The sequence below is a fragment of the Streptomyces sp. NPDC012935 genome (assembly GCF_042900345.1).
Classification (GTDB): domain Bacteria; phylum Actinomycetota; class Actinomycetes; order Streptomycetales; family Streptomycetaceae; genus Streptomyces.
Map to the genome: position 1 here is coordinate 576,915 of NZ_JBIBBC010000002.1, position 22,741 is coordinate 599,655.

A 22,741-nucleotide genomic window follows, 5' to 3' on the forward strand; every position below is an offset into this window, starting at 1 on the left:
AGAGATGCCTTTCGCCTCTTTTCCGCCTGGAAGGGGGTCTTGATCAGGTATAGGACTCCAGTTCCTCTCACTCGAAAGAGTGCCGGGGCGACGGCTGCCCGGAGCACGTAGGCTCGTGCTGAACGGGAAAGCCGCACGGGAGCCCGTACACGCGAACCCGTACGGACGCCCGCGCAGACACGCGTACGGACGCAAGGAGCTGATCGTGATCCCCGGTGGTGGCCAGCCCAACATGCAGCAGCTGCTCCAGCAGGCCCAGAAGATGCAGCAGGACCTGGCGAGGGCGCAGGAGGAACTGGCTCAGACGGAGGTCGAGGGCCAGGCGGGCGGCGGCCTGGTGAAGGCCACCGTGACGGGCTCCGGCGAACTCAGGGCGCTCCGGATCGACCCGAAGGCGGTGGACCCGGAGGACACCGAGACCCTCGCCGACCTGGTCATCGCGGCCGTACAGGCGGCCAACGAGAACGCGCAGGCGCTCCAGCAGCAGAAGCTGGGCCCGCTGGCCCAGGGCCTGGGCGGCGGCAGCGGCATCCCCGGCCTGCCCTTCTGACGCCGCGGGTGTTCCCGGGCTTGTCTTTCTAAGACGGCCCGGGGCCAACTACCGTACGTATCGTAAGGAACCGCAGGACCCAGGAAGGGACGGCAGTCCGTTGTACGAAGGCGTGGTCCAGGACCTCATCGACGAGCTGGGGCGATTGCCCGGCGTCGGTCCCAAGAGCGCGCAGCGGATCGCCTTCCACATCCTGCAGGCGGAACCGACGGACGTACGGCGCCTCGCGCAGGCCCTTATGGAGGTCAAGGCGAAGGTCCGCTTCTGTGCGACGTGCGGGAACATCGCGCAGGAAGAACTGTGCAACATCTGCCGGGACACGCGCCGCGACCCGGCGGTGATCTGCGTGGTCGAGGAGCCGAAGGACGTCGTGGCGATCGAGCGGACCCGCGAGTTCCGCGGCCGCTACCACGTCCTCGGCGGCGCGATCAGTCCGATCGAGGGTGTCGGCCCGGACGACCTGCGTATACGAGAACTTCTCGCGAGGTTGGCCGACGGGACGGTCACGGAGCTGATCCTGGCCACGGACCCCAATCTGGAAGGCGAGGCCACGGCCACGTACCTCGCCCGCATGATCAAGCCCATGGGCCTGAAGGTCACCCGCCTGGCCAGCGGCCTCCCGGTGGGTGGCGACCTGGAATACGCGGACGAGGTCACCCTCGGCCGCGCCTTCGAGGGGAGACGACTCCTAGATGTCTGACGCCACGCTGCACGCGACCGAGCAGAACCCGGACGACTTCGCGGTCCAGATCTCGGACCAGATCGAGAGCTTCCTGGTCGCCGTCACGGAGGTCGCGAAGGGCGACGAGCCGGGCTCGACCGTGCCCTTCCTCCTCCTGGAGGTCTCCCAACTCCTCCTGGCCGGCGGCCGTCTGGGCGCCCACGAGGACATCCTCCCCGAGGAGCGCTACGAGCCCGACCTGGGACCGGAGCCGGACGTCGACGAACTCCGCGAGAACCTGGCCCGCCTGCTGGATCCGGTGGACGTCTACTCGGAGGTCTTCGACCCCTACGAGCCCCGCAGTGCCCCGGTTCCGGCCCGGATCTCCGACGACCTGGCCGACGTCATCACCGACCTGCGGCACGGCATGGCCCACTACCGCGCCGGCCGCACCACCGAGGCCCTGTGGTGGTGGCAGTTCTCCTACTTCTCCAACTGGGGCTCGACGGCGTCGGCGACCCTGCGCGCCCTGCACTCGGTCCTCGCCCACGTCCGCCTGGACCAGCCGCTGGCGGAGCTGGACGGCCTGGACACCGACCAGGGCATGGGCGACGAGACCCTGGAGTTCGAGGCCGGCAAGGTGATGGAGCAGGAGATCGTGGAGCCGCTGGGGCTGCGCCCGGCGAAGTAGGCGCCAGGCGAGCGTGACGCTCTTCGGGGCGTGAGCGGGTTCAAGGACGAGTGTAGCCCGCTACACCTTCCCTTCGGGAGCGCACTGCCTCGTGGCTGACCTCGGGGTCGCCGCGGCCGCCCCCTTCGTCGTGGACGGCACGCAGGGCTTCCTGACCGCCGTCGGCATGGGCGTCGTATCGCTCGGCGCCGGGGCCGAGTTGGCCCGCGGGCGCGGTCGTAGGAAGGCTGCCGCTGTGTGATCGGGCAAGCGCGCGGCGTGAATTGGAGACGTGTTGTCCCGGGCCTGTACGTCCGCTGCACGGGCCCTAACCGGCGCCAGGTGAATGTGGAGTCACTTCCACCAGATCCTGGAGATGCGATGACTCGTCGTTCCCTCAGCAAGCGCGTAGCCATTGTCACCACCACCGCGGTTCTCGCCGTCGGCACCGTAGCCGCCGGTGCCGCGGTCGCCGGACCCGGATGGGGTGCAGGCAAGCCCAGCAAGAATCAGGTGGCCGGCCTGTTCGACCAGTGGAACAGGACGCTGCAGACCGGCGACCCGGAGAAGGTCGCGGACCTGTATGCAAGCGACGCGGTCCTGCTGCCCACCGTGTCCAACCAGGTCCGCGCCGACCATGCCGCGATAGTCGACTACTTCGAGCACTTCCTCGCCAACAAGCCCGTAGGCAAGAAGATCGAGACGCACATCAACGTCCTCGACAACAACTCCGTGATCGACGCCGGCACCTACCAGTTCACGCTCACCGACCCCGAGACCGGCGAGAAGAGCGTCGTCAAGGCCCGCTACACATACGCGTACGAGAAGCGCGGCGGTGAGTGGCTCATCGTCAACCACCACTCCTCGAAGATGCCCGAAGGCTGATCCGCACGGACAGCCCGCCTCCGGGAGCGTCGTCCAGGGCCACCGTCCCGCCGTCGTCGGTCACCAGCTGCTTGACGACGGCGAGGCCGAGCCCCGAGCCGGCGCGCCCGGTCAGGCCCTTGCCGCGCCAGAAGCGGTCGGAGGCGCGGGACTTGTCGGTGTCCGACATGCCGGGGCCCTCGTCGTCCACCGACAGCACCACCTCGTCGCCCCGCGGCTCCAGGCGGACCGTGATCGTGCCGCCGTCCGGTGACACCTCCAAGGCGTTCGAGAGCACGTTGTCCAGCACCTGTTCCATGTGGCCGGGGCTGGTCAGCACGAGCAGCCGGCCGTCGGCACTCCCCCTGAGCGCGATGGTGACTCCGCGCTCGTCGGCGGCCGGCCTCCACACCGCCAGCCTCTCCCGCACGATGTCCCGCAGGGCAAGCGGCTCCGCCGCGGTGACCTTCGCCTCCGCCCGCGCCAGGACCAGCAGGCCGTTCACCAGGCGGCTCATCCGGACGACCTCCGCGGTCGCCTGCTCCACGTCCTCCTTGACGAACTCGTCGTCCACACCGTCCGCGATGTTGTCCAGCGACAGCCGCAACGCCGTGAGAGGGGTCCTGAGTTGATGCGAGGCGTCCGCGACGAAGATGCGCTGCGAGGCGATCAGGGTGTCGAGGCGTTCCGCGCCCTGGTTGAGGGTGCGGGCCAGCGTCTGTGTCTCCTGCGGGCCGGTGACGGGCGAGCGGGCCGTGAGATCGCCGTCGCTGAACTTGCTTGCCATGTCGTTGAGTTGGCGCAGGGGGCGGGTGAGGCGGCGGGCCACCACGACGCCGATCACGGCGGCCACGCCCAGCACGAGCACGGCGAGGATCGCGCGAAAGCCCCAGATCTGCCACAGGCGGCTGGTCATCTCGCCGGTCGAGTACTGAATGCGTACGGCGCCGACGACCGGGCCCTTGTCGTTGCCGCCGGCCGTGGCGCCCTCGTGCGCGGGGACGGTGACGACCAGGTGGTCACCCCAGATGAAGTCGGAGCCCCAGTCGACCGAGGACTCGCCCGATCGCAGAGCTTTCGTCAGCGCCTCGTCCGCCGCGGGCCGCGGCAGGTCGGCAGCGCAGCTGGGCGTGGCGGTCGCCTGGATCTCGTCCTCGTAGGCGTTGGCCATCTCCTCCAGCGCCTCGCATGCGGCGCTCTCGTCGTTGCCCAGCAGCAGGGCCATCGCGTTGGCCTCGCGCAGGACGGACGCCCTGGTGTCGTCGCGGAGCTGGTCGGTGAGCGTGAACGCCACCGGCACGGTGAACAGCGCGATGGCGACCGCGACGAGCAGGACGTAACTGCGGACGAGCTGACGGATCATGACGTGCCGTCGCCCCCGCCGCTCCCGGCCCCGTCACCCTTGACGATCTCCAGCCGGAACCCGACCCCCCGTACCGCCTCGATCGTGATCGCCCCCGTCAGCTTCCGCCGCAGCGCCGCCACATGCACGTCCAGCGTCTTCGTCGGGCCGAACCAGTTCGCGTCCCAGACCGCCTCCATGATCTGCTCGCGCGACATCAGCGCCCCGGGCTCCTCGGTGAGGAAGGCCAGCAGGTCGTACTCCTTGGGCGCCAGGGCCACCTCCGAGCCGTCCAGGCGGACCCGGCCGGCCTTGCGGTCGACGGTCAGGCGGGGCCCGTAGTGGTCGGGACCGGCCTCGGCGGCGGTACGGGGCTGCGCGCGGCGCATCACCGCCCTTATCCGCGCGATGACCTCACGGACCCCGAACGGCTTGGACACGTAGTCGTCCGCGCCGAGCTCCAGCCCGACCACCCGGTCCGTCTCGTCGCTGCGCGCGCTGATCACGATGATCGGGACGTCGCCGCGCTCACGCAGGGCCTTGCAGACGTCGAGTCCGTCGGTGTCGGGCAGGCCGAGATCGAGGAGTACGACGTCGTAGGGGGAGTCGTGCCTCAGGGCCGCGCTGCCCGTGGTGACCCAGGCCACCTCGAAGCCGTACCGCAAAAGTCCTCGCCGGAGCGACTCGGCGACCGGCTCGTCGTCTTCCACCAGAAGTACGCGCACAGGGCGAACCATAGTGGTTGAACTTTAAAGACGTCCGGCCGCCGGGCCCCTGAACAGGCGATATGCGGGCAAAACCGCTGCTACCACATGATCGGCAGCCGCTCCGGAATCCGCTTCATGAAGCCGGTCCGCCACACCAGCTGCTCGACGGGCACCGCGAGGCGCAGGTCCGGCATCCGCTCCAGCAGGGTCTCCAGGGCGATCTCGGCGTGCCTGCGGCCGAGTGCCGTGGCGGGGCAGTAGTGGCGGCCGCCGCCGAACGAGAGGTGGGCGGTGCTGTTCTCGCGGGTGAGGTCGACGGTGTACGGGTCGGGGAACGCGGCCGGGTCGAAGTTCGCGCCCTCGACGAGGACGAGGACCAGCTCGCCCGCCTTCACCTCCACATCTCCCAGCTGTACGTCCTCGGTCGCGAGCCTCGGCAGACCGTCACCGATGGACAGGTTGATGCGCAGGAGCTCGTCCACGGCCGCGGGGATCCTGTCGGGGTGCGCGATCAGCTCGGCCTGGAGGTCAGGGTGCTGGATCAGCGACACCAGCGCCATGGTCAGGAAGCCCGCCGTGGAGATGACGCCGGCGCCGAACATCGTCACTCCGACCGTCGCGAGCATCTCGTCGGTGAGGTGGCCGTACTCGGGGTCCGCGCGCAGGGCGGCGAGCTCGGCCATCAGACCCGTCGTGGCCGGGTCGTCGAGCCGCTCGGTCATGTACGCGATGTCCCGGTCCCAGTTGAGCCGGGCACCCGCGACCGGGCAGGCCGAGTTCATGAACGCGATGTCCAGACTGCGCATCAGGCGGGGCGCGTCCTGCTGCGGGATGCCGAGGATGCGGCAGTGCATGCCCGCGGAGTACGGGTCGGCGAAGCCGCCGCGCAGGTCCGCCGGGGCGCCCTCGCGCACCAGCCCGTCGACGAGCTCGGCGGCGTAGGACCGCAACCACTCGGCGAGGCCGGGGCTCTTCGGGTTGAGCGCCTTCAGTACGGCCTTGCGCAGCCCGGCCCCGGTGATGTTCCCCATGTTGTTGACGACGTCGGGCGGGATCGTCAGCGCGTACTGGCGGGGCACGCCGGGCGCGGAGGTGTCCTTCAGGCTGAACCGCGGGTCCTCGAGGACCTGCCTGCACAGGTCGTACGACGACACGAGCCAGGCCTCGTCGCCGGCGATGGTGCGGACCCGCCGCACGGGCGTGCCGGTGCGCAACTCCTCTACCTCGGCGGGGAGTTGGTCGCCTCGCCAGGAGAACGGGAAGTCGATCGCGGTGAGTGTTTCAGCGGACATCGGTGCCGGTCTCCTCCGGGTCGGTTCCCTCGGCGGGCGTCACGATGGCGTGCCCCTGGTTGCGGGAGGCGCGCAGGCCGGCGCCGCGGGAGTAGAGCAGCTCGGCCATCGGCAGGAGCTGGTGGTAGCAGTTGAGGGAGGAGGGGACGCCGAGGATGGCCGGGGTGTCCAGGAAGAGGGGGGCCTCGGCGCAGACGTAGGCCAGGCAGACCTCGCGCTGTGCGTCGCTCGCGCGTCCCGCCTTGCCGGCCAGGAAGGTGTCGATGAGCTTCTCGCAGGTCGTGCGGAACTCGTCGTCGGTGGCGAGGCGGGCCTGGAGCCGGTCGTGGATCTCCCGGTACGCCGCGTTGCCGCGGAAGTCGGACATGGCGTGGGCATACAGGCGGGTGCCGCCGGGGTCGACGGCCTGGACGGCGCCCAGGACCTTGGCCCGCACCCCGCGCAGGTTCTTCACGGCCTTGCGGCGGGCGTCCTCGGGTGGATAGCCGGACGCGACGTACATCTCGGCCACGTACAGGTCGGTGTAGACGAAGTCCACCCGCTCGAAGAGCGCGAGGCCCCAGCGGGCCAGGTCGTGGACGCGGGCGGCGGAGAAGTAGCTGTTGCCGGGCGAGACGCCGATGACGGCGTGGTCACCGGCGGTGCGGATGACTTCGCAGTGGGGTGTGAAGGGTTCGATCTTGAAAAGGCCGGTCGGGGAATCCGTGTCCGGGTGGTCCGGTGCGGGCGCCGATGCGGCTCGAGTGACGTGCTGGATCTCTGAAGCGGTCGCAGTCGTCAAAGGAGGAGGGTCCTTCGCGTCGCAAGTCCCGATGGAGCCGTGTGCTCCTGGTGTGGCGACGACGACGCGAAGTTAGCGTTTGACTACTCAGAGCGTCAATGCCCTCTTGACGCCGGTACCCCCGCCGGTAGTGACCTGCCCCACTTTCCGGAGTGCCCTGCCCGCGGCCGGGCAGACACCATCCCGGAGCGTCCGAATCTCACCATCTGGGAACCCCAAGGTCGTTTTCGGACGCTCGGTAAACTGAGCCGACACACACGGACTGAGCGAGGAGCGCACGTGGGCCTTGTCGTGCAGAAGTACGGAGGCTCCTCCGTAGCCGATGCCGAGGGCATCAAGCGCGTCGCCAAGCGGATCGTGGAAGCCAAGAAGAACGGCCACCAGGTGGTCGCCGTGGTTTCCGCGATGGGCGACACGACGGACGAGCTGATCGATCTCGCCGAGCAGGTATCCCCGATCCCTGCCGGGCGCGAGCTCGACATGCTGCTGACCGCGGGAGAGCGGATCTCCATGGCCCTGCTGGCCATGGCGATCAAAAACCTGGGCCACTCGGCCCAGTCGTTCACCGGCAGCCAGGCAGGTGTCATCACCGACTCGGTCCACAACAAAGCCCGGATCATCGATGTGACGCCGGGCCGGATCCGCACCTCGGTGGACGAGGGCAACATCGCCATCGTCGCCGGTTTCCAGGGCGTGAGCCAGGACAAGAAGGACATCACCACGCTGGGGCGTGGCGGGTCGGACACGACCGCGGTCGCGCTGGCCGCCGCGCTCGACGCCGAGGTGTGTGAGATCTACACCGACGTCGACGGCGTGTTCACCGCCGACCCGCGCGTGGTCAAGAAGGCGAAGAAGATCGACTGGATCTCCTTCGAGGACATGCTGGAGCTGGCTGCGTCCGGCTCGAAGGTGCTGCTCCACCGTTGCGTGGAGTACGCCCGCCGGTACAACATCCCGATCCACGTCCGGTCCAGCTTCAGTGGACTTCAGGGCACATGGGTCAGCAGCGAGCCGATCGAGCAAGGGGACAAGCAGGTGGAGCAGGCCATCATCTCCGGTGTCGCGCACGACACCTCCGAGGCCAAGGTCACGGTCGTCGGTGTGCCGGACAAGCCGGGCGAGGCCGCCGCGATCTTCCGGACGATCTCCGACGCCGAGATCAACATCGACATGATCGTGCAGAACGTGTCCGCCGCGTCCACGGGACTGACGGACATCTCCTTCACGCTCCCCAAGGCCGAGGGCCGCAAGGCCATCGACGCCCTGGAGAAGAACAAGCACGGCATCGGCTTCGACTCGCTGCGCTACGACGACCAGATCGGCAAGATCTCCCTCGTCGGCGCCGGTATGAAGACCAACCCCGGTGTCACGGCCGACTTCTTCAAGGCGCTGTCCGACGCCGGTGTGAACATCGAGCTGATCTCCACCTCCGAGATCCGCATCTCGGTGGTCACCCGCGCCGACGACGTCAACGAGGCCGTGCGCGCCGTGCACTCCGCCTTCGGGCTCGACTCCGACAGCGACGAGGCTGTCGTGTACGGAGGCACCGGGCGATGACCCGACGACCGACGCTCGCGGTCGTGGGAGCGACCGGGGCCGTGGGCTCGGTCATGCTCCAGATCCTGTCCCAGCGTGCGGACATCTGGGGTGAGATCCGTCTGATCGCCTCGCCGCGCTCGGCCGGCCGCAAGCTGGCCGTGCGCGGCGAGGAGGTCGAGGTGGTGGCGCTCACCGAGGAGGCCTTCGCCGGGGTCGACGTCGCGATGTTCGACGTCCCCGACGAGGTGGCCGCCCGATGGGCGCCGGTCGCCGCCGCCAAGGGCGCGGTGGTGGTGGACAACTCGGGCGCCTTCCGCATGGACCGGGAGGTGCCCCTCGTCGTCCCCGAGGTCAATCCGCACGCGGTCCGGATGCGGCCGCGCGGGATCGTCGCCAACCCCAACTGCACGACCCTCTCCATGATCGTGGCGCTGGGCGCGCTGCATGCCGAGTTCGGGCTGCGCTCCTTGGTGGTGTCCTCGTACCAGGCGGTGAGCGGGGCCGGGCGCGCCGGTGTGGAGACGCTCCGGCAGCAGCTGTCCCTGGTCGCGGGTACGGAGCTGGGGACCGCCCCGGGCGACGTACGGCGGGCGGTCGGCGACAACACCGGGCCGTTCCCGGAGCCGGTCGCGCTGAACGTCGTGCCATGGGCCGGGTCGCTGCGCGAGGGCGGCTGGTCGTCGGAGGAGATGAAGGTGCGGGACGAGTCCCGCAAGATCCTCGGGCTGCCGCAGCTGCCGGTCGCGGTGACCTGTGTGCGGGTGCCGGTGCTGACCGGGCACTCGCTGACCCTGCACGCCCGCTTCGAGGGCGAGGTCACGGTCGCCAAGGCGCGCGAGATCCTGGCGACGGCACCGGGGGTCGTGCTGTACGACGACCCGGACGCCGGCGAGTTCCCGACGCCCGCCGATGTGGTCGGCACGGATCCGACCTGGGTCGGCCGGGTGCGGCGCGCGCTCGACGATCCGACGGCGCTCGAACTCTTCGTGTGCGGAGACAATCTGCGCAAGGGCGCGGCCCTCAACACCGCGCAGATCGCGGAGCTCGTGGCGGCGGAGTTTTCGTGAGGTGCCGGGTGCCACCGGAAAACTCCTGGGCCTGGGCCGATTCGTTTGTAGGATCTGTGTGAAAAGTGTGAGCTGATCGATGGTCCGGACCACTTGAACCGGGCCCCGGCGGCAGCTGAAGATTTTCCTCCCCGCTCTTGCAACCGCTTGCAGGGCGGGGAGCGTCTTTGCGGTCGCCCTTATGGGGCGTGGAGGCGCGTTTTTTCTGGCGTGGGGACGCCAAATGAGCAGGCGTGGGGACGCCCGCTCAAATATAGACATAAGGGAAGAGCGGGTAGGCATGTGGGCGTTTGACGCACGGTCAGTTGTGCTGCCTGGCACGAGACGGTCGGCTGCGGTGTCCGGAGGCTCGGCTGCCGTGGGCGGAGGGCCCCGCGAGGGGACTGACGCAAAAGTGACGTCCGGCACGTACAACCCTCGCGGGGGGACGCGTGTCCAACTGGCGTGGCAGAGGTTCTCGATTTCAGCACGGCGACCCGCGGTACGGCCCTACGGCCGCCCCGCCGTCCCGTCCGACCCCGCATGCCCGGCACGCCCGGCGGCATGCCGGTGATCGCGCCCATGCCCGCAGCGCGGCCCACCCGCATCCCCAGTCAGCGCGACGGCGCCGATCTCGCCGAGAACAGCGCGGCGGCCGGTACGACCGTCGACCACCTCACCGAGACCTACCGGGCGCACTACCGCTCGCTGCTGGGGCTCGCGGCGCTCCTCCTCGACGACACCGCCTCCTGCGAGGACGTCGTCCAGGAGGCGTTCATCCGCGTCCACTCCGCGCGCAAGCGGGTGCGGGACCCGGAGAAGACGCTGGCGTATCTGCGCCAGACCGTCGTGAACCTCTCACGCTCCGCCCTGCGCCGCCGCATACTCGGCCTGAAGCTGCTGTCCAAGCCGATGCCCGACATGGCGAGCGCGGAGGAGGGGGCGTACGACCAGCTCGAACGCGACTCCCTCATCAAGGCGATGAAGGGTCTGCAGCGCCGCCAGCGCGAGGTGCTGGTCCTGCGCTACTTCGCGGACATGACCGAGGCCCAGGTCGCCGAGACACTCGGCATCTCGCTGGGCTCGGTGAAGGCGTACGGCTCGCGCGGCATCGCGGCGCTGCGGGTCGCGATGGAGGCGCCGGCATGAGCGAGGACCATGACGGCCGGCTCGACCCGGCAGGGTGGCCGGACAAGCAACAGCCGAAGCAATCGCACGCTGGGAACGGAACTGTGAACCACGGCCCCGACGATCAGAGCCACGAGGGGCTCGACTCGGACGAGCTGGCACTGCGCCGCATGCTGCACACCGCGGTCGACGAGATCGAGCCGCGCGACGGCACGCTGGACCATCTGCGGCGGGCGGTGCCCGCACGGCGGGCGCGCAAGCGGCAGGCGCTCGTCGGCGCGGCGGCCGCGGTGCTCTTCATCGGCACCGCCGTCCCGGCCCTGGTGCACGTCTCCAACTCCACCGGCTCCGACGTCAACCCGTCCGTCGCCGGCCACGGTGAGCAGGCGCAGGGCGGAGCCGGGGAGGGCAAGCAGACGGAGGGCGGCGCCGGCACCTCCGGCGGCACCTCGGGCCGCACCGAGGACACGGGCAAGGGCAGCGACAAGGAAGAGGACAAGGACACCGGCACCGGTCCCGGCACGGGCTCCGGACGGCCCGACGACCCGCTGGCGACCAGCACGGCCGGCATAGCCGTGTGCACCTCGGACCAGCTCGGCCTGTCCGGTGCGTCCGCCGATCTGCCCGACTCGTCCGGCACGGTGTACGGCACCTTCCGCTTCAGCAACGTCTCCACCACCGAGTGCACGGTGAGCGGCCCCGGCACGGTCGGTGTGGTCCCGCAGGGAGCCGCGGACCCGACGAAGGTCGGCTCGGCCCGGCATGTCGCCGGTGACCCCGCGGTCGGCCTGCCCGACCCGTCGACGGAGTACGCCTCCCTCGTCCTCAAGCCGGGCACCTCCTACGAGGTCAAGTTCGCCTGGCTCCCCTCGGCGACCTGCCCCACGACGGGTGACAACAACGGCGGCGGCACGGGCGGCCCCGACCCCTCACCGGACCCGACCCCCACCGAGGGCACCCCGGGCACGAGCGAGGGCACGTCCACGGGCGGCGACACCGGCACCTCCACCCAGCTGCTGACGGAGGACACCACGGCCGACGGCAGCGTCACGGTCACCAACACCCCGGAGGCCGGAGCCCCGAGTGCCACGGTCACGGTGTCCAACGCCTGCGCGGGCACGGTGTACTGGACAGGCCTGCTGCCGGGCGCGTAGGGCACGGGCGGCAGCGGCGCTGTCGCGGCCCGACCGGGTGTTGTCGCGGCCCGACCGGGCGTTGTCGCCCGGCGTGCCCCTAGGCGTTCGCCTTCTCCTGGGTCGGGCCCTCGCCGGTGCCCCCGGCAGCGGCGCGGTTCCCTTCGTCGCTGCCGGTCTCCCCGTCCGGGAGCAGACCCAGTTCCGCGTCCCGCGCGAACTCCGCCTCGCGGCGCAGCAGGCGGAACCACATGAAGACCACGAAGCCCGCGAAGACGAACCACTCGCCGGTGTAGCCGAGGTTCTGGAACGCCTTCAGGTCGAGGCCGGTGTCGTTGGGGGCGGCGACCGGGACCGGCTTCATCCCGGAGTCGGCCTTGTTGAGGGTGACCCAGGCGTCGTAGACGTCGTCCGGCACCAGGTTCACCAGCGACGCCGCGCTGATCGCCCCCGTCTGGCCGGACGGCAGGCCACCCTGCGCGGGCACGCCGTTCTCGCCGGGCACCTCGGACGCCTGGAGCGCCCCGGTGACCGTGACCTCGCCGGACGGTGCGGCAGGGATCGCGGCGCGGTCGGCGTCGCCCGGCCGCCAGCCCCGGACCACCGGCAGGGTCTTGCCGTCGTCGGTGTGCAGCAGCGTCATGACGTAGTAGCCCTGCTTGCCGTCCAGCTCGCGGTAGGGCACGAGCAGCTGCTTGCCGTACCGGCCGCTCGCGGTGACCTGCTTGCCCACCGTCGCCTTGTCCACGGGCAGCAGCTCGGCGAGCGGACGGGCCGCCTCCTGCTTGTTCTCCGCGGCCTGCTCACCGGCGCTGCGGTGGTCCTCCACCCGCGCCTCGAACCGGCTCAGCTGCCACGACCCCATGAACACGCAGAAGGGGATGGCGAGCAGCACGAAGACGTTGATCCCCCACCAACGGGGTGTCAGCAGAAACCGGTACACGCCCTCAAAGGTACGGGGCTCCGGCTCGGGGCCGGGCCGCGGGGTCAGTACCGCTCGACGAGATGCTCGCGGCCCGCCGGCGGCTCGTACGGCTCCGGCCAGAAGTCCGTGACCGTGGATATGCGGCCGGTCCCGTCCCCCGTGAAGAACGAGATGCCGTACATCTCCTCCAGCCCCACCGTGCAGTGGATCCAGGTCACGACCTGTGCCGGGTTGGCGACGACGCGCTCGACGCGCAGCCGCCAGTCCCCGGGATACTCCCGGTTGAACTGCACATACCGCTCCCGCCCGCTGATGCGCTCCCGCGTCTGCGGCAGCGTGTACACGACGTCCTCGGCGAGCGTCTCGGCGAACGCGTCCCACTCCCGGGCCGCGGCGGTGGCCCAGAACCTCTCGACTGTCCTGCGCAGATCGGTCATGGAAAGGAGTCTGCACCCCGCCGCTGACAATCGCCCTGACCTGCGCGAACGCTCGTGATCAAGCGGGGTCCGTCGGTCGGGCATTCGGTCGGTCAGGCCGTCGCCTCAGTCCTTGCGGGCCCGCAGCGAGTACATCAGCGGAACCCGCGGCCGCCCCGTGGGGAACCGGAAGCAGCCGTCGCGCTCCTCGAAGGACTCGAACCGGCGGAACAGCGAGATGTCGTGCTCGTGCAGGAACTCGATGCGCAGCCCGGCCGCCACGAGCGCGGTCACGACCTCGCCGAGGGGGTGCTGCCACTCGACGCTGCGGTTGTTGACGGTGTCGGTGCTGTCCGAGCCGTAGGTGCCGGGGATGTCGTACACCTGGGCGTCGCGGTCGAAGTAGTCGCGGACGACCCGGGAGCCCGTCTCGTCGTCGAGGGCCTCGGTGATGGGGTGGAACTCGGCGAGGTAGAGGAACCCGCCCGGCGCCACGAGGGAGGCCGCCGTCTCGGCCCAGCGGCGGATGTCGGGCAGCCAGCACAGGGCGCCCACGCCGGTGTAGACGATGTCGTACGAGGGGTCCGGCACCGCCTGCGCCGCGTCGTACACGTCGGCCGCGACGAAGGCGGCCCGGTCGGGCCCGAGACCCAGGTCGGCGGCGAGCGAGCGGGCCGTCTCCACCGCCGGTTCGGAGAAGTCCAGGCCCACGACGCGGGCGGCGCCGTGGCGCGCCCAGGACAGGGTGTCCAGGCCCATGTGGCACTGCAGATGCAGCAGCGTGCGGCCCGTCACGTCCCCGACCTCCGCCCGCTCGAAGTCGCGCAGGGTGTCGGCTCCGGCGCGGAAGCCGGCGAGGTCGTAGAACTCCCCGGCGGCGTGCAGCGGGACGCGTTCGTCCCACATGGCACGGTTGGCCTCGTTCCAGTCCGGAGGGATTGTGGAGTGCATGGTGGCGAAGTTATCCACAGGCTGGGGGCCTCGCCAGCGAATTGTCGGCCGGGCCAGGCACTATGGGGCCATGACTGAGAGCCACGGGTCCGATTCGCGGGATCACCACATGCAGGACAAGGACGTGCCGGGCAAGGGCATGCCGGACTGGGAGAAGCGCTTCCGGGCGCCCCGGGTGTCGCTCCCCGACTGGGCGGAGGACGCCCCGGACCGCTCCTTGTTCGTGTCGAACGCCACAGGGACGTACGAGCTGTACGCCTGGGACCGCGCGACGGGCGAGCAGCGCCAGGTGACCGACCGGCCGAACGGCACGACGGACGGCGTGCTCACCCCGGACGGCGCGTGGATCTGGTGGTTCGACGACAAGGACGGTGACGAGTTCGGCGTCTGGCGCCGCCAGCCGTTCACCGGCGGCGAGGACGAGCTCGCGGCGCCCGGCCTGGACCCGTCCTACCCGGCCGGCCTCGCTCTCGGCCGGGACGGCCGTACGGCGATCGTGGGCCGCTCGACGGACGAGGACGGCACGACCGTCTATCTCGCCCGCACCGGCGAGCCCCCGGCGGAGATCTACCGCCACCGTGAGTCCGCCGGCGTCGGCGACCTCTCGCACGACGGCACGCTGATCGCCGTCGAGCACACCGAGCACGGCGACGCGATGCACTCCGCGCTGCGTGTCCTGCGCCCCGACGGCTCGGCGGTCGCCGAGCTCGACGACACCAAGGGCGGCACGCAGGAGCTCGGCCTGGAGGTCCTCGGCTTCGCCCCGGTGGACGGCGACGCCCGCCTGCTCATCGGTCACCAGAGGCGCGGCCGCTGGGAGCCGCTGGTGTGGGACGTGGCGACGGGGGAGGAGACGGACCTCGCGCTGGAGCTGCCCGGTGACGTCAGCGCGGAGTGGTACCCCGACGGGACCGGTCTGCTGATCGCGCACAGCTTCGAGGCCCGCAGCGAGCTGTTCCGGTACGACCTGGCCAGCCGTGAGCTGGAGCGCATCCCGACGCCGTCAGGCTCGGTGTCCGGGGCGACGGCCCGTCCGGACGGCAGCGTGGAGTACCTGTGGTCGTCGGCGGCGGAGCCGTCGGCGGTGCGGTCGACGACGGGACGGGTGGTGCTGGATCCGCCCGGTATGAAGTCCCCCGGCTCGGTCCCGGTGGAGGACGTGTGGGTGGAAGGGCCGGGCGGCCGTATCCACGCACTGGTCCAGCGGCCCGTGGACGCCGAGGGTCCCCTTCCCACGGTCTTCGACATCCACGGCGGCCCGACCTGGCACGACAGCGACGCGTTCGCGGCGGGCCCGGCGGCCTGGGTGGACCACGGGTACGCGGTGGTGCGGGTCAACTACCGCGGCTCCACGGGCTACGGGCGTGCCTGGACGGACGCGCTCAAGCACCGGGTGGGCCTCATCGAGCTGGAGGACATCGCGGCGGTCCGCGAATGGGCGGTGACCTCCGGCCTGGCCGACCCCACCCGCCTCATCCTGACCGGCGGCTCCTGGGGCGGCTACCTTACCCTCCTCGGCCTCGGCACCCAGCCGGACGCATGGACGCTGGGCATCGCGGCCGTCCCGGTCGCCGACTACGTCACGGCGTACCACGACGAGATGGAAGCCCTGAAGGCCATGGACCGCACCCTCCTGGGCGGCACCCCGGAGGAGGTCCCGGAGCGCTTCGAGGCCTCGTCACCCCTGACCTACGTCGACCAGGTGAAGACCCCGGTCTACATCTCGGCCGGCGTGAACGACCCCCGCTGCCCGATCCGGCAGATCGACAACTACGTCAAGCGCCTGGATGCCCGGGGGGCGGTACACGAGGTGTACCGCTACGACGCGGGCCACGGTTCCCTGGTGGTGGAGGAGCGGATCAAGCAGGTACGCCTGGAACTGGACTTCGCGGAGAGGCATTTGAAGGGGAGGGCTTCAGCTGCCTGAGGCCGGCACTTCTCAACGCCGGTCCAGGCATCCCAGCCCGTCCGGCGTTGAGGACGAGGCCGTTCAGGCCGAAGCGGGGGTCTGGGGCGGCAGCCCCCGGGACGGGGTCGAAGGGGCGGCAACCCTTGGAAGACGGGAAGGGCAGGGGCGGCGGGGCGAAAAAGCCAACCGCTACGCCCCCGCCCGCTCCCGCGACCGCCTCCCCAACAGCTCCGCCAACCCCCGCCGAGTGGCGGCCAGCACCACCCGGTCGTCCTTCTGCAGGACATACGCGTCGGGCAGATCCCACACCCACCCCGAAACGCCACCCACCCCGCCGCCGTCCTCGTAGGCCTCCTCCACCGCGGGCTCCTCCCGACGCTCGTCGCGTCGCTCGTCCCGCGGCGTCCGATCCAGCGCCAACACCCGCCACGCGCCGGCGCGAAAGGCATCGCCAACAGTCTTGTCCTCAAGCTGTGGATGACCACCCACATCCACCGCAGCGAACAGCAGCACCCGCCGCTCGACAGGAATCGCCCCCAGGATCTGCCGGCCCATCATCGCCCCGGCGAACGCGGGCGCGGCCAGATGCGTCACACTGCGGCTGCGTGTGGACGCATGGGGATGCGCGGCCCGCAGGGTCCGGTACACGGCGGTGGCGAAGTCGTCGTCGTACAGGCGCAGGACCACACGGAGGTCCGGCCGCACGGAGCGGGCGTACAGCGCGGCCTCGAGATTCGTCGTGTCCGCGCTGGTCACCGCCAGCAGCGCATGCGCCCGATGGATCTTCGCGGCCTCCAGGACGCCTTCCTGCGTGACGTCTCCGAGCACCACGGGCACCCGCAGCCGCCGTGCCGTCGCCATCCCGCGCGCGTCGGGGTCGGCCTCCACGCACACCACGGGGATCTGCAGTTCCCGCAGCCGGGTCAGCACCCGGGTGCCGATCTTGCCCAGGCCGAGCAGCACCACATGCCCGCTCAGCCCGCGCGGTGGTTTGCGCAGGGCGGACGCGGAGCGGAAGGTGCCGAGAGCCTCCAGCACGGCCGCCAGCAGCACCGGAAGCAGCAGCAGACCCATCAGCCCGGACAGCAGTTGGAGGATCTGCCGGGCCAGGGACTGGTGGAGGGCGGGTTCGTTGATGGCGAAGAGGTCGAGGAGGGTCATGTACGTGGCGTGCAGCGGGTGTTCCCCGGTCACCACCGTCAGCGCGACGGCCAACGCGGCCACACAGCCCACCAGTACGGCCAGCGACCACCTGAGCCGCCGTGAGAACAGCGAGGCGAACGACGGCACGACGCCTCGCCCCGAGGGCAGGGACGGACCCGCGTACGACACCTGCTCGAGGACGACCGTCCCGCGACCCCTGGCCTCCTGCACGGCCGCCGCGTCCGGCAGCAGCAGAGGTCCCTGTTCGTCGCCGTTCTCCGAACCGTCCGTGCCGGCCGGGTCGTTGTTGGTCGTGGACAGCAGCGCCAGCGTGGCCAGCCCGGACGGGGCCGCCTGCCCCGGGCGCAGGGGCGCTCGCTCCACCGCGCGCAGCAGCAGGCCGTCGGTCTGCACGACCTTGGTGGTGCCGGCGACGGCCGTGGCGGCCAGCGCGGGGGCGGCGGTGTCGGCGTCGGACAGGACGGTCGTGGAGGCGTCGAGACCGGCGTCCCCGTCGCCCGTCGCCAACGCGGCCGCCTGGTCGAGGAGTTCCTCGATGTGCTGGCCCAACCGGCGGTTGTACAGCCGCAGGACGAGCCGGAGGCGGGGGTTCAGACGGCGGGCGGTGAGGGCGGCGCGGATGTTGGTCTCGTCGTCGTCATAGACGAGGGCGAGCGCGTCGGCCCGTTCCGCACCCGCGTCTGCGAGTGCGGCCTCCGTGGCCTCGGGGGCCTCCACCACCCGGATGCTGCCGGCCGGTTCACTGCCGCCGGCCGCCCCACCGCCCGCACGGTTGACGGCCGCGGTGACCGCCCCGAGCAACGCCGCCGAAGCGGCCCGGGCACGGCCCACGACCGGTGGTCGTACCGTGCGCTCGGAGGGTGGCACGAGGAGCGTCACCTGCTCGCCGTACACCCCACGCAACTCGGCGGCCAGCCGGTGCGCGAGACCGTCGTCGCCGCACACCACCATGTGTGCGGCCGTGTCACTCCCTGAGCCCTGATTCGGAACGCTCGCCACGAGGGGAAAGACTGCCTCAATGTGACGGGTGGTTCCAGGAGCGGCCTCCGCGCATCTGAACGCCCGCTACCGCGCGGCCGTACTGGAGGGGAGGGAAGTCAGCGCCCTACCGCACCACCGGAGGTACCTCGCCCGTGGCGATCACCAGAGCGGTCCCGCAGCAGACGGACGGCGGGACCGACGACCGCGATGGCCGCCGCACACCGAGGCAGCGGGCCGGGGCGGCAGAGGGCCGGCACCTCAACTCCTCGCTCCTGCTCACCATGCTCATGGTCGGGTTGGTGCTCCTCCAGAGCCCGATCCGCCGCGCGCTGGCCGCACCGGTCATGCAGAGCTGGACGACGGTGTTCGTCGCGGTCATGGTCCAGGCACTGCCCTTCCTTGTGCTCGGCGTGCTGCTGTCGGCGGCGATCGCGGTGTTCGTGCCGCCGTCCTTCTTCGCCCGTGCCCTGCCCCGCCGTCCCGCCCTCGCCGTCCCGGTCGCCTCAGCGGCGGGCGCGGTGCTGCCGGGCTGCGAGTGCGCGTCCGTGCCGGTGGCCGGGGCACTGGTCCGGCGCGGCGTCACCCCGGCCGCGGCGCTGGCGTTCCTGCTGTCCGCGCCCGCGGTCAACCCGATCGTGCTGACGGCGACGGCGGTCGCGTTCCCCGGCAACCCGGAGATGGTCCTCGCCCGCCTGGTCGCGAGCCTGCTGGTGGCCTGCGCGATGGGCTGGCTGTGGCTGCGCCTCGGCCGCACGGACTGGTTGAAACCGCCGTCCCGCCAGGCCTACGACGGCCAGAGCAAGGGCGAGGCCTTCTGGGGCTCCGTCCGCCACGACGTCATGCACGCCGGCGGCTTCCTGGTGGTCGGCGCGATGGCGGCGGCGACCCTCAAGGCGGTGGTCCCGGAGACGTGGCTGAGCACGGCGGCCGACAACCCGGTGCTGTCGGTCCTGGCCCTGGCGGTCCTCGCCGTGGTGCTGTCGATCTGCTCGGAGGCGGACGCGTTCGTGGCGGCGTCGCTGTCGCAGTTCTCGCTCACGGCCCGGCTCACCTTCCTCGTCGTCGGCCCGATGATCGACCTGAAGCTGTTCGCGATGCAGGCGGGCACCTTCGGGCGCGCTTTCGCCCTGCGTTTCGCACCGGCCACCTTCGTGCTGGCCGTGGTCGTGTCCGTGCTGGTCGGGGCGGTGATCCTGTGAACCGTCAGGCCCAGTCAGCCGTCCTGTTCCTGCTCGGCGCGTCCCTGCTGCACGCGGCCACCACCGACCTCTATCTGCGGTACGTCAAGCAGGGGCTGCGCCCGCTGGTGCTGGTGGCCGGCGCGGTACTGATCGCGACGGCGGTGGCGACGGTCTGGTACGAACGGCAGCGGGCGCGACGGCAGAAGCAGCACGCTGCGGACCAGGGGGACGGCCCCGAGAGCTCCGAGAACCAGGACAGTCACGGCAGCCCCGAGAGTCCCGAGAACCAGGACAGTCACGAGAGCCCTGGGAGCACAGAGAACCAGGACGGTCACGGCAGCCCCGAGGCCAACGGGAACCACGAAAGCCACGAGCCCCACGAGGGCCACAGTCACCGCGAACCCCGTATCTCCTGGCTCCTCGTCCTCCCCCTCCTCGCCCTGATCCTGGTGGCCCCGCCCGCCCTCGGCTCCTACAGCGCGACCCGCACCGGTACGGCCCTCCAGGAGCCCCTGGCCTACCCCGCCCTCCCCGCCGCCGACCCCCTGAGCCTCAGCCTCGTCGACTACGCGGGCCGCGCCGTCTACGACCACGGCCGCACCCTGCGCCACCGCCAGGTCCAGCTCACCGGCTTCCTGGCCCTGGACCGCGACGGCACCCCCTACCTCGTGCGCATGGCCCTCAACTGCTGCGCCGCCGACGCCCAGCCGGTCAAGGTCGCCCTGACCGGCGAGGTCCCACCGGTCCTCCAGCCGGACACCTGGCTCCGGGTCACCGGCACCTACGTCCCGCGCCGCGCCGAGGACCCGGTCAACGGCGGCCCGATCCCGTTCATCGAGGTCACGGCGGCGAAGCCGGTGGCGGCGCCGACGGACCCGTACGACGAGAGCTGGAACGGCTGACGGGTGCGCTCTCTTGCCGGTCCCCAGGACGCCCCCTACGCTGAATCTGATGGGTCGTCAGATTCGGGAGGCAAGGCGTGGCCAGTACCGAGAGCGGCACCAAAGACCTGCCCAAAGTCATCAGCGTGGACGATCACGTGATCGAGCCCGCGCACCTCTTCGAGACCTGGCTCCCGGCGAAGTACCGGGACCGGGGTCCGAAGCCCCTCACCGCCGGGATCGGTGAACTCCAGTACATCGGCGGGAAGTACCGGTTCACGACGGACCCGGAGGGACAGATCACCGACTGGTGGGAGTACGAGGGCGGACTGTTCCCGTACAAGCGCATCATCGCGGCCGTCGGCTTCTCCCGGGACGAGATGACGCTCGACGGGATCACGCGTGAGCAGATGCGGCGCGGCTGCTGGGACCCGAAGGCCCGGCTCGCGGACATGGACATCAACCATGTCGAGGCCTCGCTCTGCTTCCCCACCTTCCCGCGCTTCTGTGGCCAGACCTTCGCCGAGGCCAAGGACAAGGAGGTCGGGCTGGCCTGCGTGCGCGCCTACAACGACTGGATGGTCGAGGAGTGGTGCGGCGACAGCGGCGGCCGGCTGATCCCGCTGTGCCTGATCCCGCTGTGGGACATCGACCTCGCGGTCGCGGAGATCCATCGCAACGCGGCGCGTGGGGTGCGCGCGGTGACGTTCAGCGAGATCCCGACGTATCTCGGGCTGCCGTCCATCCACTCCGGCTACTGGGACCCGTTCTTCGCGGCGTGCGAGGAGACCGGCACGGTGGTCAACATGCACATCGGGTCCTCGTCGCAGATGCCGGCCGCGTCCCCCGACGCCCCGCCCGCCGTCCAGGCCTCGCTGAGCTTCAACAACGCCATGGCGTCGATGATGGACTTCCTCTTCTCCGGGGTCCTGGTGAAGTTCCCGCGGCTGAAACTCGCCTACAGCGAGGGCCAGATGGGCTGGATCCCGTACGCCCTGGAGCGTGCGGACGACGTCTGGGAGGAGCACCGGGCCTGGGGCGGCGTGAAGGATCTGATCCCGGAGCCGCCGTCGACGTACTACTACCGCCAGATGTTCTGCTGCTTCTTCCGTGACAAGCACGGCATCGAGGCGATCGAGACGGTGGGCGTCGACAATGCGACCTTCGAGACGGACTACCCGCACGTCGACTCGACCTGGCCGGAGACGAAGCGGGTGGCCGCGGAGCACGTCGGCGGGCTCTCCGACGAGGTGGCGTACAAGCTGCTGCGCGGAAACGCGATCCGGATGCTCGAGCTCCCCTTTGATCAGTGAGGGATCAAGTGAGGGATCAGGGGACGGTCAGGGCTGGATCGGAGCTGGATCAGGGCTCGGTCAGGGCTGGATCAGGGCTCGGTCAGGGCTCGGTCAGGGCTCGGTCAGTGATTAAAGGGGCGTGGCTGCTGGGCAGTTCAGTCGTGTAGGCGACGACGGTCCGCGACGGGAGCACGGATGAAGGTCTCGATCGACACCAACCTCTGTTACGGCTCCGCCGAGTGCGTGCACAGGGCTCCGTCGGTCTTCGAGTTCGTGGACGAGTACGGCGTGGTGAGACCGGGGCGGGAGGACAGCGGCGACGACCCGCAGGTGCGGGAGGCCGCCGAGAAGTGCCCGTCCCAGGCCATCTCCCTCACCGGGTGACGGCGCTCACCGACCCGTCGGGTACTGCCACCCGAACGAACCCAGCGCCCGTGCCCTGGCCTCCACCACCGCCATCCGGGCCTGCCGCTCGGCCGGGTCGACGTGGGCCGGCTGACCGGTCACTTGGCCCTCCCACTTCCGGTAGAGCAGCCCCGCCTGCGCCGAGAACCAGCCCCGGCTCACGGAGTTGAGCGCGAGCAGCAGGCCTGTGTCCTCGGAGGCCGGGAGGGCCATCCAGCCGCCGAGGGCGAGCAGGAGGTCCCGGCGTACGCACAGGGTCGCGGGGTGGACCTGGGCGCGGAAGTCGTTCGTACGCCAGAAGTCGAGCACGGCGCCCTGCTCGATCGGCCCGTCGTCGGGGTCGCCGGGGAAACCGGCCGTCGAGCCGTCCGGCAGCAGGTCCAGGACCCGTGAGGTCGTCCAGCCGACGGCAGGGTCGGCCTCGAGTACGGCCAGGTCGCGGGCGAGCGTCCCCGGGGTGAGCTGGTCGTCGGCGTCCAGGATCTTGGCGTACTCGCCCTCGGTGTGCGCGAGCGCGACCGTGCGGGCCACACCGGGGCCTCCGGGGCGGCCCTGACGGAAGGTCACCCGTGGGTCGTCGGGGACGTACGGGCGGACCTCGTCCGTCCGGCCGTCCTCCTGGATCACCCAGTGCCACTCCCAGCCGGGCGGCAACTCCTGTGCGCACAGCGACCGGTGGGCCTGCGGCAGGAACGCCGCCGACGGGCCGTGGACTGCGGTGACGACGATGACGCGCCGGTTCACGGCGGCCCTCACCACCTTTCGGACATGCGAAGGCCCGATCGCTGGCGACGGGGGATGCACCAGCGATCGGGCTGGGGCCAACAGTAACAAGGCTGCCTGCCTCGTGGGAGTCGCCTCCTCCGCTGTGATGACGCGTTGTGATCGGGATCACGGAAACCGCTGTCCGCCGCACCCCC

General features: G+C 70.7%; 23 protein-coding genes. 14 read left to right on the forward strand and 9 right to left on the reverse strand.

All coding sequences use genetic code 11. The features are described 5' to 3' along the window. The first annotated feature begins 205 nt into the window (after positions 1 to 205). The 5 genes from ACFY5C_RS08025 (at position 206) to ACFY5C_RS08045 (ending at position 2,766) form a co-directional block, all read left to right on the forward strand. Positions 206 to 550, forward strand: a complete 345-nt coding sequence (locus tag ACFY5C_RS08025) for a YbaB/EbfC family nucleoid-associated protein (RefSeq protein ID WP_389441831.1) — start codon at positions 206 to 208, stop codon at positions 548 to 550. Positions 551 to 650: 100 nt separating this feature from the next. Further along, a complete protein-coding gene (gene recR, locus ACFY5C_RS08030; RefSeq protein WP_274241543.1) occupies positions 651 to 1,250 on the forward strand; it encodes a recombination mediator RecR in 600 nt (199 codons plus the stop codon). Then, positions 1,243 to 1,902 (forward strand): DUF5063 domain-containing protein, encoded by a 660-nt coding sequence (locus ACFY5C_RS08035; RefSeq protein WP_383234209.1) that lies wholly within the window; start codon positions 1,243 to 1,245, stop codon positions 1,900 to 1,902. The genes recR and ACFY5C_RS08035 overlap by 8 nt, the downstream gene beginning before the upstream one ends. Before the next feature lie 91 nt (positions 1,903 to 1,993). Beyond that, entirely contained in the window at positions 1,994 to 2,143 is a 150-nt protein-coding gene (locus ACFY5C_RS08040) for a hypothetical protein (protein WP_389441834.1), read from the forward strand. Between the two features lie 119 nt (positions 2,144 to 2,262). After that, complete coding sequence (locus ACFY5C_RS08045; RefSeq protein WP_389441837.1) at positions 2,263 to 2,766, forward strand: SgcJ/EcaC family oxidoreductase; 504 nt, start codon at positions 2,263 to 2,265, stop codon at positions 2,764 to 2,766. Here the strand turns inward: ACFY5C_RS08045 and ACFY5C_RS08050 are convergent. The 4 genes from ACFY5C_RS08050 to ACFY5C_RS08065 all read right to left on the reverse strand — a co-directional run bounded on the left by ACFY5C_RS08050 (position 2,732) and on the right by ACFY5C_RS08065 (position 6,867). Beyond that, entirely contained in the window at positions 2,732 to 4,108 is a 1,377-nt protein-coding gene (locus ACFY5C_RS08050) for a sensor histidine kinase (protein WP_389441838.1), read from the reverse strand. The two genes, ACFY5C_RS08045 and ACFY5C_RS08050, sit on opposite strands and share 35 nt — an antisense overlap. Further along, complete coding sequence (locus tag ACFY5C_RS08055; protein ID WP_389441840.1) at positions 4,105 to 4,812, reverse strand: response regulator transcription factor; 708 nt, start codon at positions 4,810 to 4,812, stop codon at positions 4,105 to 4,107. The genes ACFY5C_RS08050 and ACFY5C_RS08055 overlap by 4 nt, the downstream gene beginning before the upstream one ends. A gap of 80 nt (positions 4,813 to 4,892) precedes the next feature. Continuing rightward, the gene (locus tag ACFY5C_RS08060) at positions 4,893 to 6,086 is read right to left on the reverse strand and encodes a cytochrome P450 (RefSeq protein ID WP_389441842.1); all 1,194 of its coding nucleotides are present in this window, start codon (positions 6,084 to 6,086) and stop codon (positions 4,893 to 4,895) included. After that, on the reverse strand, positions 6,076 to 6,867 hold the full coding sequence (locus ACFY5C_RS08065) for a tRNA-dependent cyclodipeptide synthase (RefSeq protein WP_389441844.1): 792 nt from the start codon (positions 6,865 to 6,867) through the stop codon (positions 6,076 to 6,078). Before ACFY5C_RS08065 ends, ACFY5C_RS08060 begins: the two co-directional genes overlap by 11 nt. Positions 6,868 to 7,146: 279 nt before the next feature. Here ACFY5C_RS08065 and ACFY5C_RS08070 point away from each other — a divergent pair, with 279 nt between their 5' ends. The 4 genes from ACFY5C_RS08070 (at position 7,147) to ACFY5C_RS08085 (ending at position 11,734) form a co-directional block, all read left to right on the forward strand. Beyond that, a complete protein-coding gene (locus ACFY5C_RS08070; protein WP_328880259.1) occupies positions 7,147 to 8,424 on the forward strand; it encodes an aspartate kinase in 1,278 nt (425 codons plus the stop codon). Continuing rightward, a complete protein-coding gene (locus ACFY5C_RS08075) occupies positions 8,421 to 9,473 on the forward strand; it encodes an aspartate-semialdehyde dehydrogenase (protein ID WP_389441846.1) in 1,053 nt (350 codons plus the stop codon). Before ACFY5C_RS08070 ends, ACFY5C_RS08075 begins: the two co-directional genes overlap by 4 nt. 522 nt (positions 9,474 to 9,995) lie before the next feature. Then, a complete protein-coding gene (locus ACFY5C_RS08080; RefSeq protein ID WP_389441849.1) occupies positions 9,996 to 10,601 on the forward strand; it encodes a SigE family RNA polymerase sigma factor in 606 nt (201 codons plus the stop codon). Positions 10,602 to 10,684: 83 nt separating this feature from the next. Continuing rightward, on the forward strand, positions 10,685 to 11,734 hold the full coding sequence (locus ACFY5C_RS08085) for a hypothetical protein (RefSeq protein WP_389442208.1): 1,050 nt from the start codon (positions 10,685 to 10,687) through the stop codon (positions 11,732 to 11,734). A gap of 79 nt (positions 11,735 to 11,813) precedes the next feature. Here ACFY5C_RS08085 and ACFY5C_RS08090 read toward each other — a convergent pair whose 3' ends face one another. The 3 genes from ACFY5C_RS08090 to ACFY5C_RS08100 all read right to left on the reverse strand — a co-directional run bounded on the left by ACFY5C_RS08090 (position 11,814) and on the right by ACFY5C_RS08100 (position 14,005). Next, entirely contained in the window at positions 11,814 to 12,656 is an 843-nt protein-coding gene (locus tag ACFY5C_RS08090; protein WP_389441852.1) for an SURF1 family protein, read from the reverse strand. A gap of 44 nt (positions 12,657 to 12,700) precedes the next feature. Then, positions 12,701 to 13,075 (reverse strand): nuclear transport factor 2 family protein, encoded by a 375-nt coding sequence (locus ACFY5C_RS08095; RefSeq protein ID WP_389441855.1) that lies wholly within the window; start codon positions 13,073 to 13,075, stop codon positions 12,701 to 12,703. A gap of 105 nt (positions 13,076 to 13,180) precedes the next feature. Beyond that, on the reverse strand, positions 13,181 to 14,005 hold the full coding sequence (locus ACFY5C_RS08100; protein WP_389441858.1) for a class I SAM-dependent methyltransferase: 825 nt from the start codon (positions 14,003 to 14,005) through the stop codon (positions 13,181 to 13,183). A 70-nt stretch (positions 14,006 to 14,075) separates the two neighbouring features. Here ACFY5C_RS08100 and ACFY5C_RS08105 point away from each other — a divergent pair, with 70 nt between their 5' ends. Further along, a complete protein-coding gene (locus tag ACFY5C_RS08105; RefSeq protein WP_389441861.1) occupies positions 14,076 to 15,932 on the forward strand; it encodes a prolyl oligopeptidase family serine peptidase in 1,857 nt (618 codons plus the stop codon). Between the two features lie 171 nt (positions 15,933 to 16,103). Here ACFY5C_RS08105 and ACFY5C_RS08110 read toward each other — a convergent pair whose 3' ends face one another. Further along, positions 16,104 to 18,029 carry an NAD-binding protein gene (locus ACFY5C_RS08110; protein WP_389442211.1) on the reverse strand — a complete coding sequence of 642 codons (1,926 nt, stop codon included), beginning with the start codon at positions 18,027 to 18,029 and terminating at the stop codon, positions 16,104 to 16,106. A 182-nt stretch (positions 18,030 to 18,211) separates the two neighbouring features. Between ACFY5C_RS08110 and ACFY5C_RS08115 the strand changes: the two genes are divergently transcribed. From ACFY5C_RS08115 to ACFY5C_RS08130, 4 genes are all read left to right on the forward strand, one after another. Next, entirely contained in the window at positions 18,212 to 19,258 is a 1,047-nt protein-coding gene (locus ACFY5C_RS08115) for a permease (protein ID WP_389441863.1), read from the forward strand. Beyond that, positions 19,255 to 20,142: a TIGR03943 family putative permease subunit gene (locus ACFY5C_RS08120; protein ID WP_389441865.1), complete on the forward strand. Its 888-nt coding sequence runs from the start codon at positions 19,255 to 19,257 to the stop codon at positions 20,140 to 20,142. The genes ACFY5C_RS08115 and ACFY5C_RS08120 overlap by 4 nt, the downstream gene beginning before the upstream one ends. A 77-nt stretch (positions 20,143 to 20,219) precedes the next feature. Then, the gene (locus ACFY5C_RS08125; protein ID WP_389441868.1) at positions 20,220 to 21,434 is read left to right on the forward strand and encodes an amidohydrolase family protein; all 1,215 of its coding nucleotides are present in this window, start codon (positions 20,220 to 20,222) and stop codon (positions 21,432 to 21,434) included. 177 nt (positions 21,435 to 21,611) lie between these two features. Continuing rightward, positions 21,612 to 21,800 carry a ferredoxin gene (locus ACFY5C_RS08130; protein WP_328425268.1) on the forward strand — a complete coding sequence of 63 codons (189 nt, stop codon included), beginning with the start codon at positions 21,612 to 21,614 and terminating at the stop codon, positions 21,798 to 21,800. Between the two features lie 6 nt (positions 21,801 to 21,806). Here the strand turns inward: ACFY5C_RS08130 and ACFY5C_RS08135 are convergent, their stop codons facing one another. Then, positions 21,807 to 22,565: a glycosyltransferase family 2 protein gene (locus tag ACFY5C_RS08135; RefSeq protein WP_389441870.1), complete on the reverse strand. Its 759-nt coding sequence runs from the start codon at positions 22,563 to 22,565 to the stop codon at positions 21,807 to 21,809. Between the last annotated feature and the right edge of the window lie 176 nt (positions 22,566 to 22,741).

Bases quoted from the DNA above. Each gene is read 5' to 3' on its own strand.
- ACFY5C_RS08035 (WP_383234209.1), top strand. From the start codon at position 1,243: ATGTCTGACGCCACGCTGCACGCGACCGAGCAGAACCCGGACGACTTC.
- ACFY5C_RS08045 (WP_389441837.1), top strand. From the start codon at position 2,263: ATGACTCGTCGTTCCCTCAGCAAGCGCGTAGCCATTGTCACCACCACC.
- ACFY5C_RS08050 (WP_389441838.1), bottom strand. From the start codon at position 4,108: ATGATCCGTCAGCTCGTCCGCAGTTACGTCCTGCTCGTCGCGGTCGCC.
- ACFY5C_RS08060 (WP_389441842.1), bottom strand. From the start codon at position 6,086: ATGTCCGCTGAAACACTCACCGCGATCGACTTCCCGTTCTCCTGGCGA.
- ACFY5C_RS08075 (WP_389441846.1), top strand. From the start codon at position 8,421: ATGACCCGACGACCGACGCTCGCGGTCGTGGGAGCGACCGGGGCCGTG.
- ACFY5C_RS08080 (WP_389441849.1), top strand. From the start codon at position 9,996: ATGCCCGGCACGCCCGGCGGCATGCCGGTGATCGCGCCCATGCCCGCA.
- ACFY5C_RS08095 (WP_389441855.1), bottom strand. From the start codon at position 13,075: ATGACCGATCTGCGCAGGACAGTCGAGAGGTTCTGGGCCACCGCCGCG.
- ACFY5C_RS08100 (WP_389441858.1), bottom strand. From the start codon at position 14,005: ATGCACTCCACAATCCCTCCGGACTGGAACGAGGCCAACCGTGCCATG.
- ACFY5C_RS08105 (WP_389441861.1), top strand. From the start codon at position 14,076: ATGACTGAGAGCCACGGGTCCGATTCGCGGGATCACCACATGCAGGAC.
- ACFY5C_RS08110 (WP_389442211.1), bottom strand. From the start codon at position 18,029: ATGGTGGTGTGCGGCGACGACGGTCTCGCGCACCGGCTGGCCGCCGAG.
- ACFY5C_RS08130 (WP_328425268.1), top strand. From the start codon at position 21,612: ATGAAGGTCTCGATCGACACCAACCTCTGTTACGGCTCCGCCGAGTGC.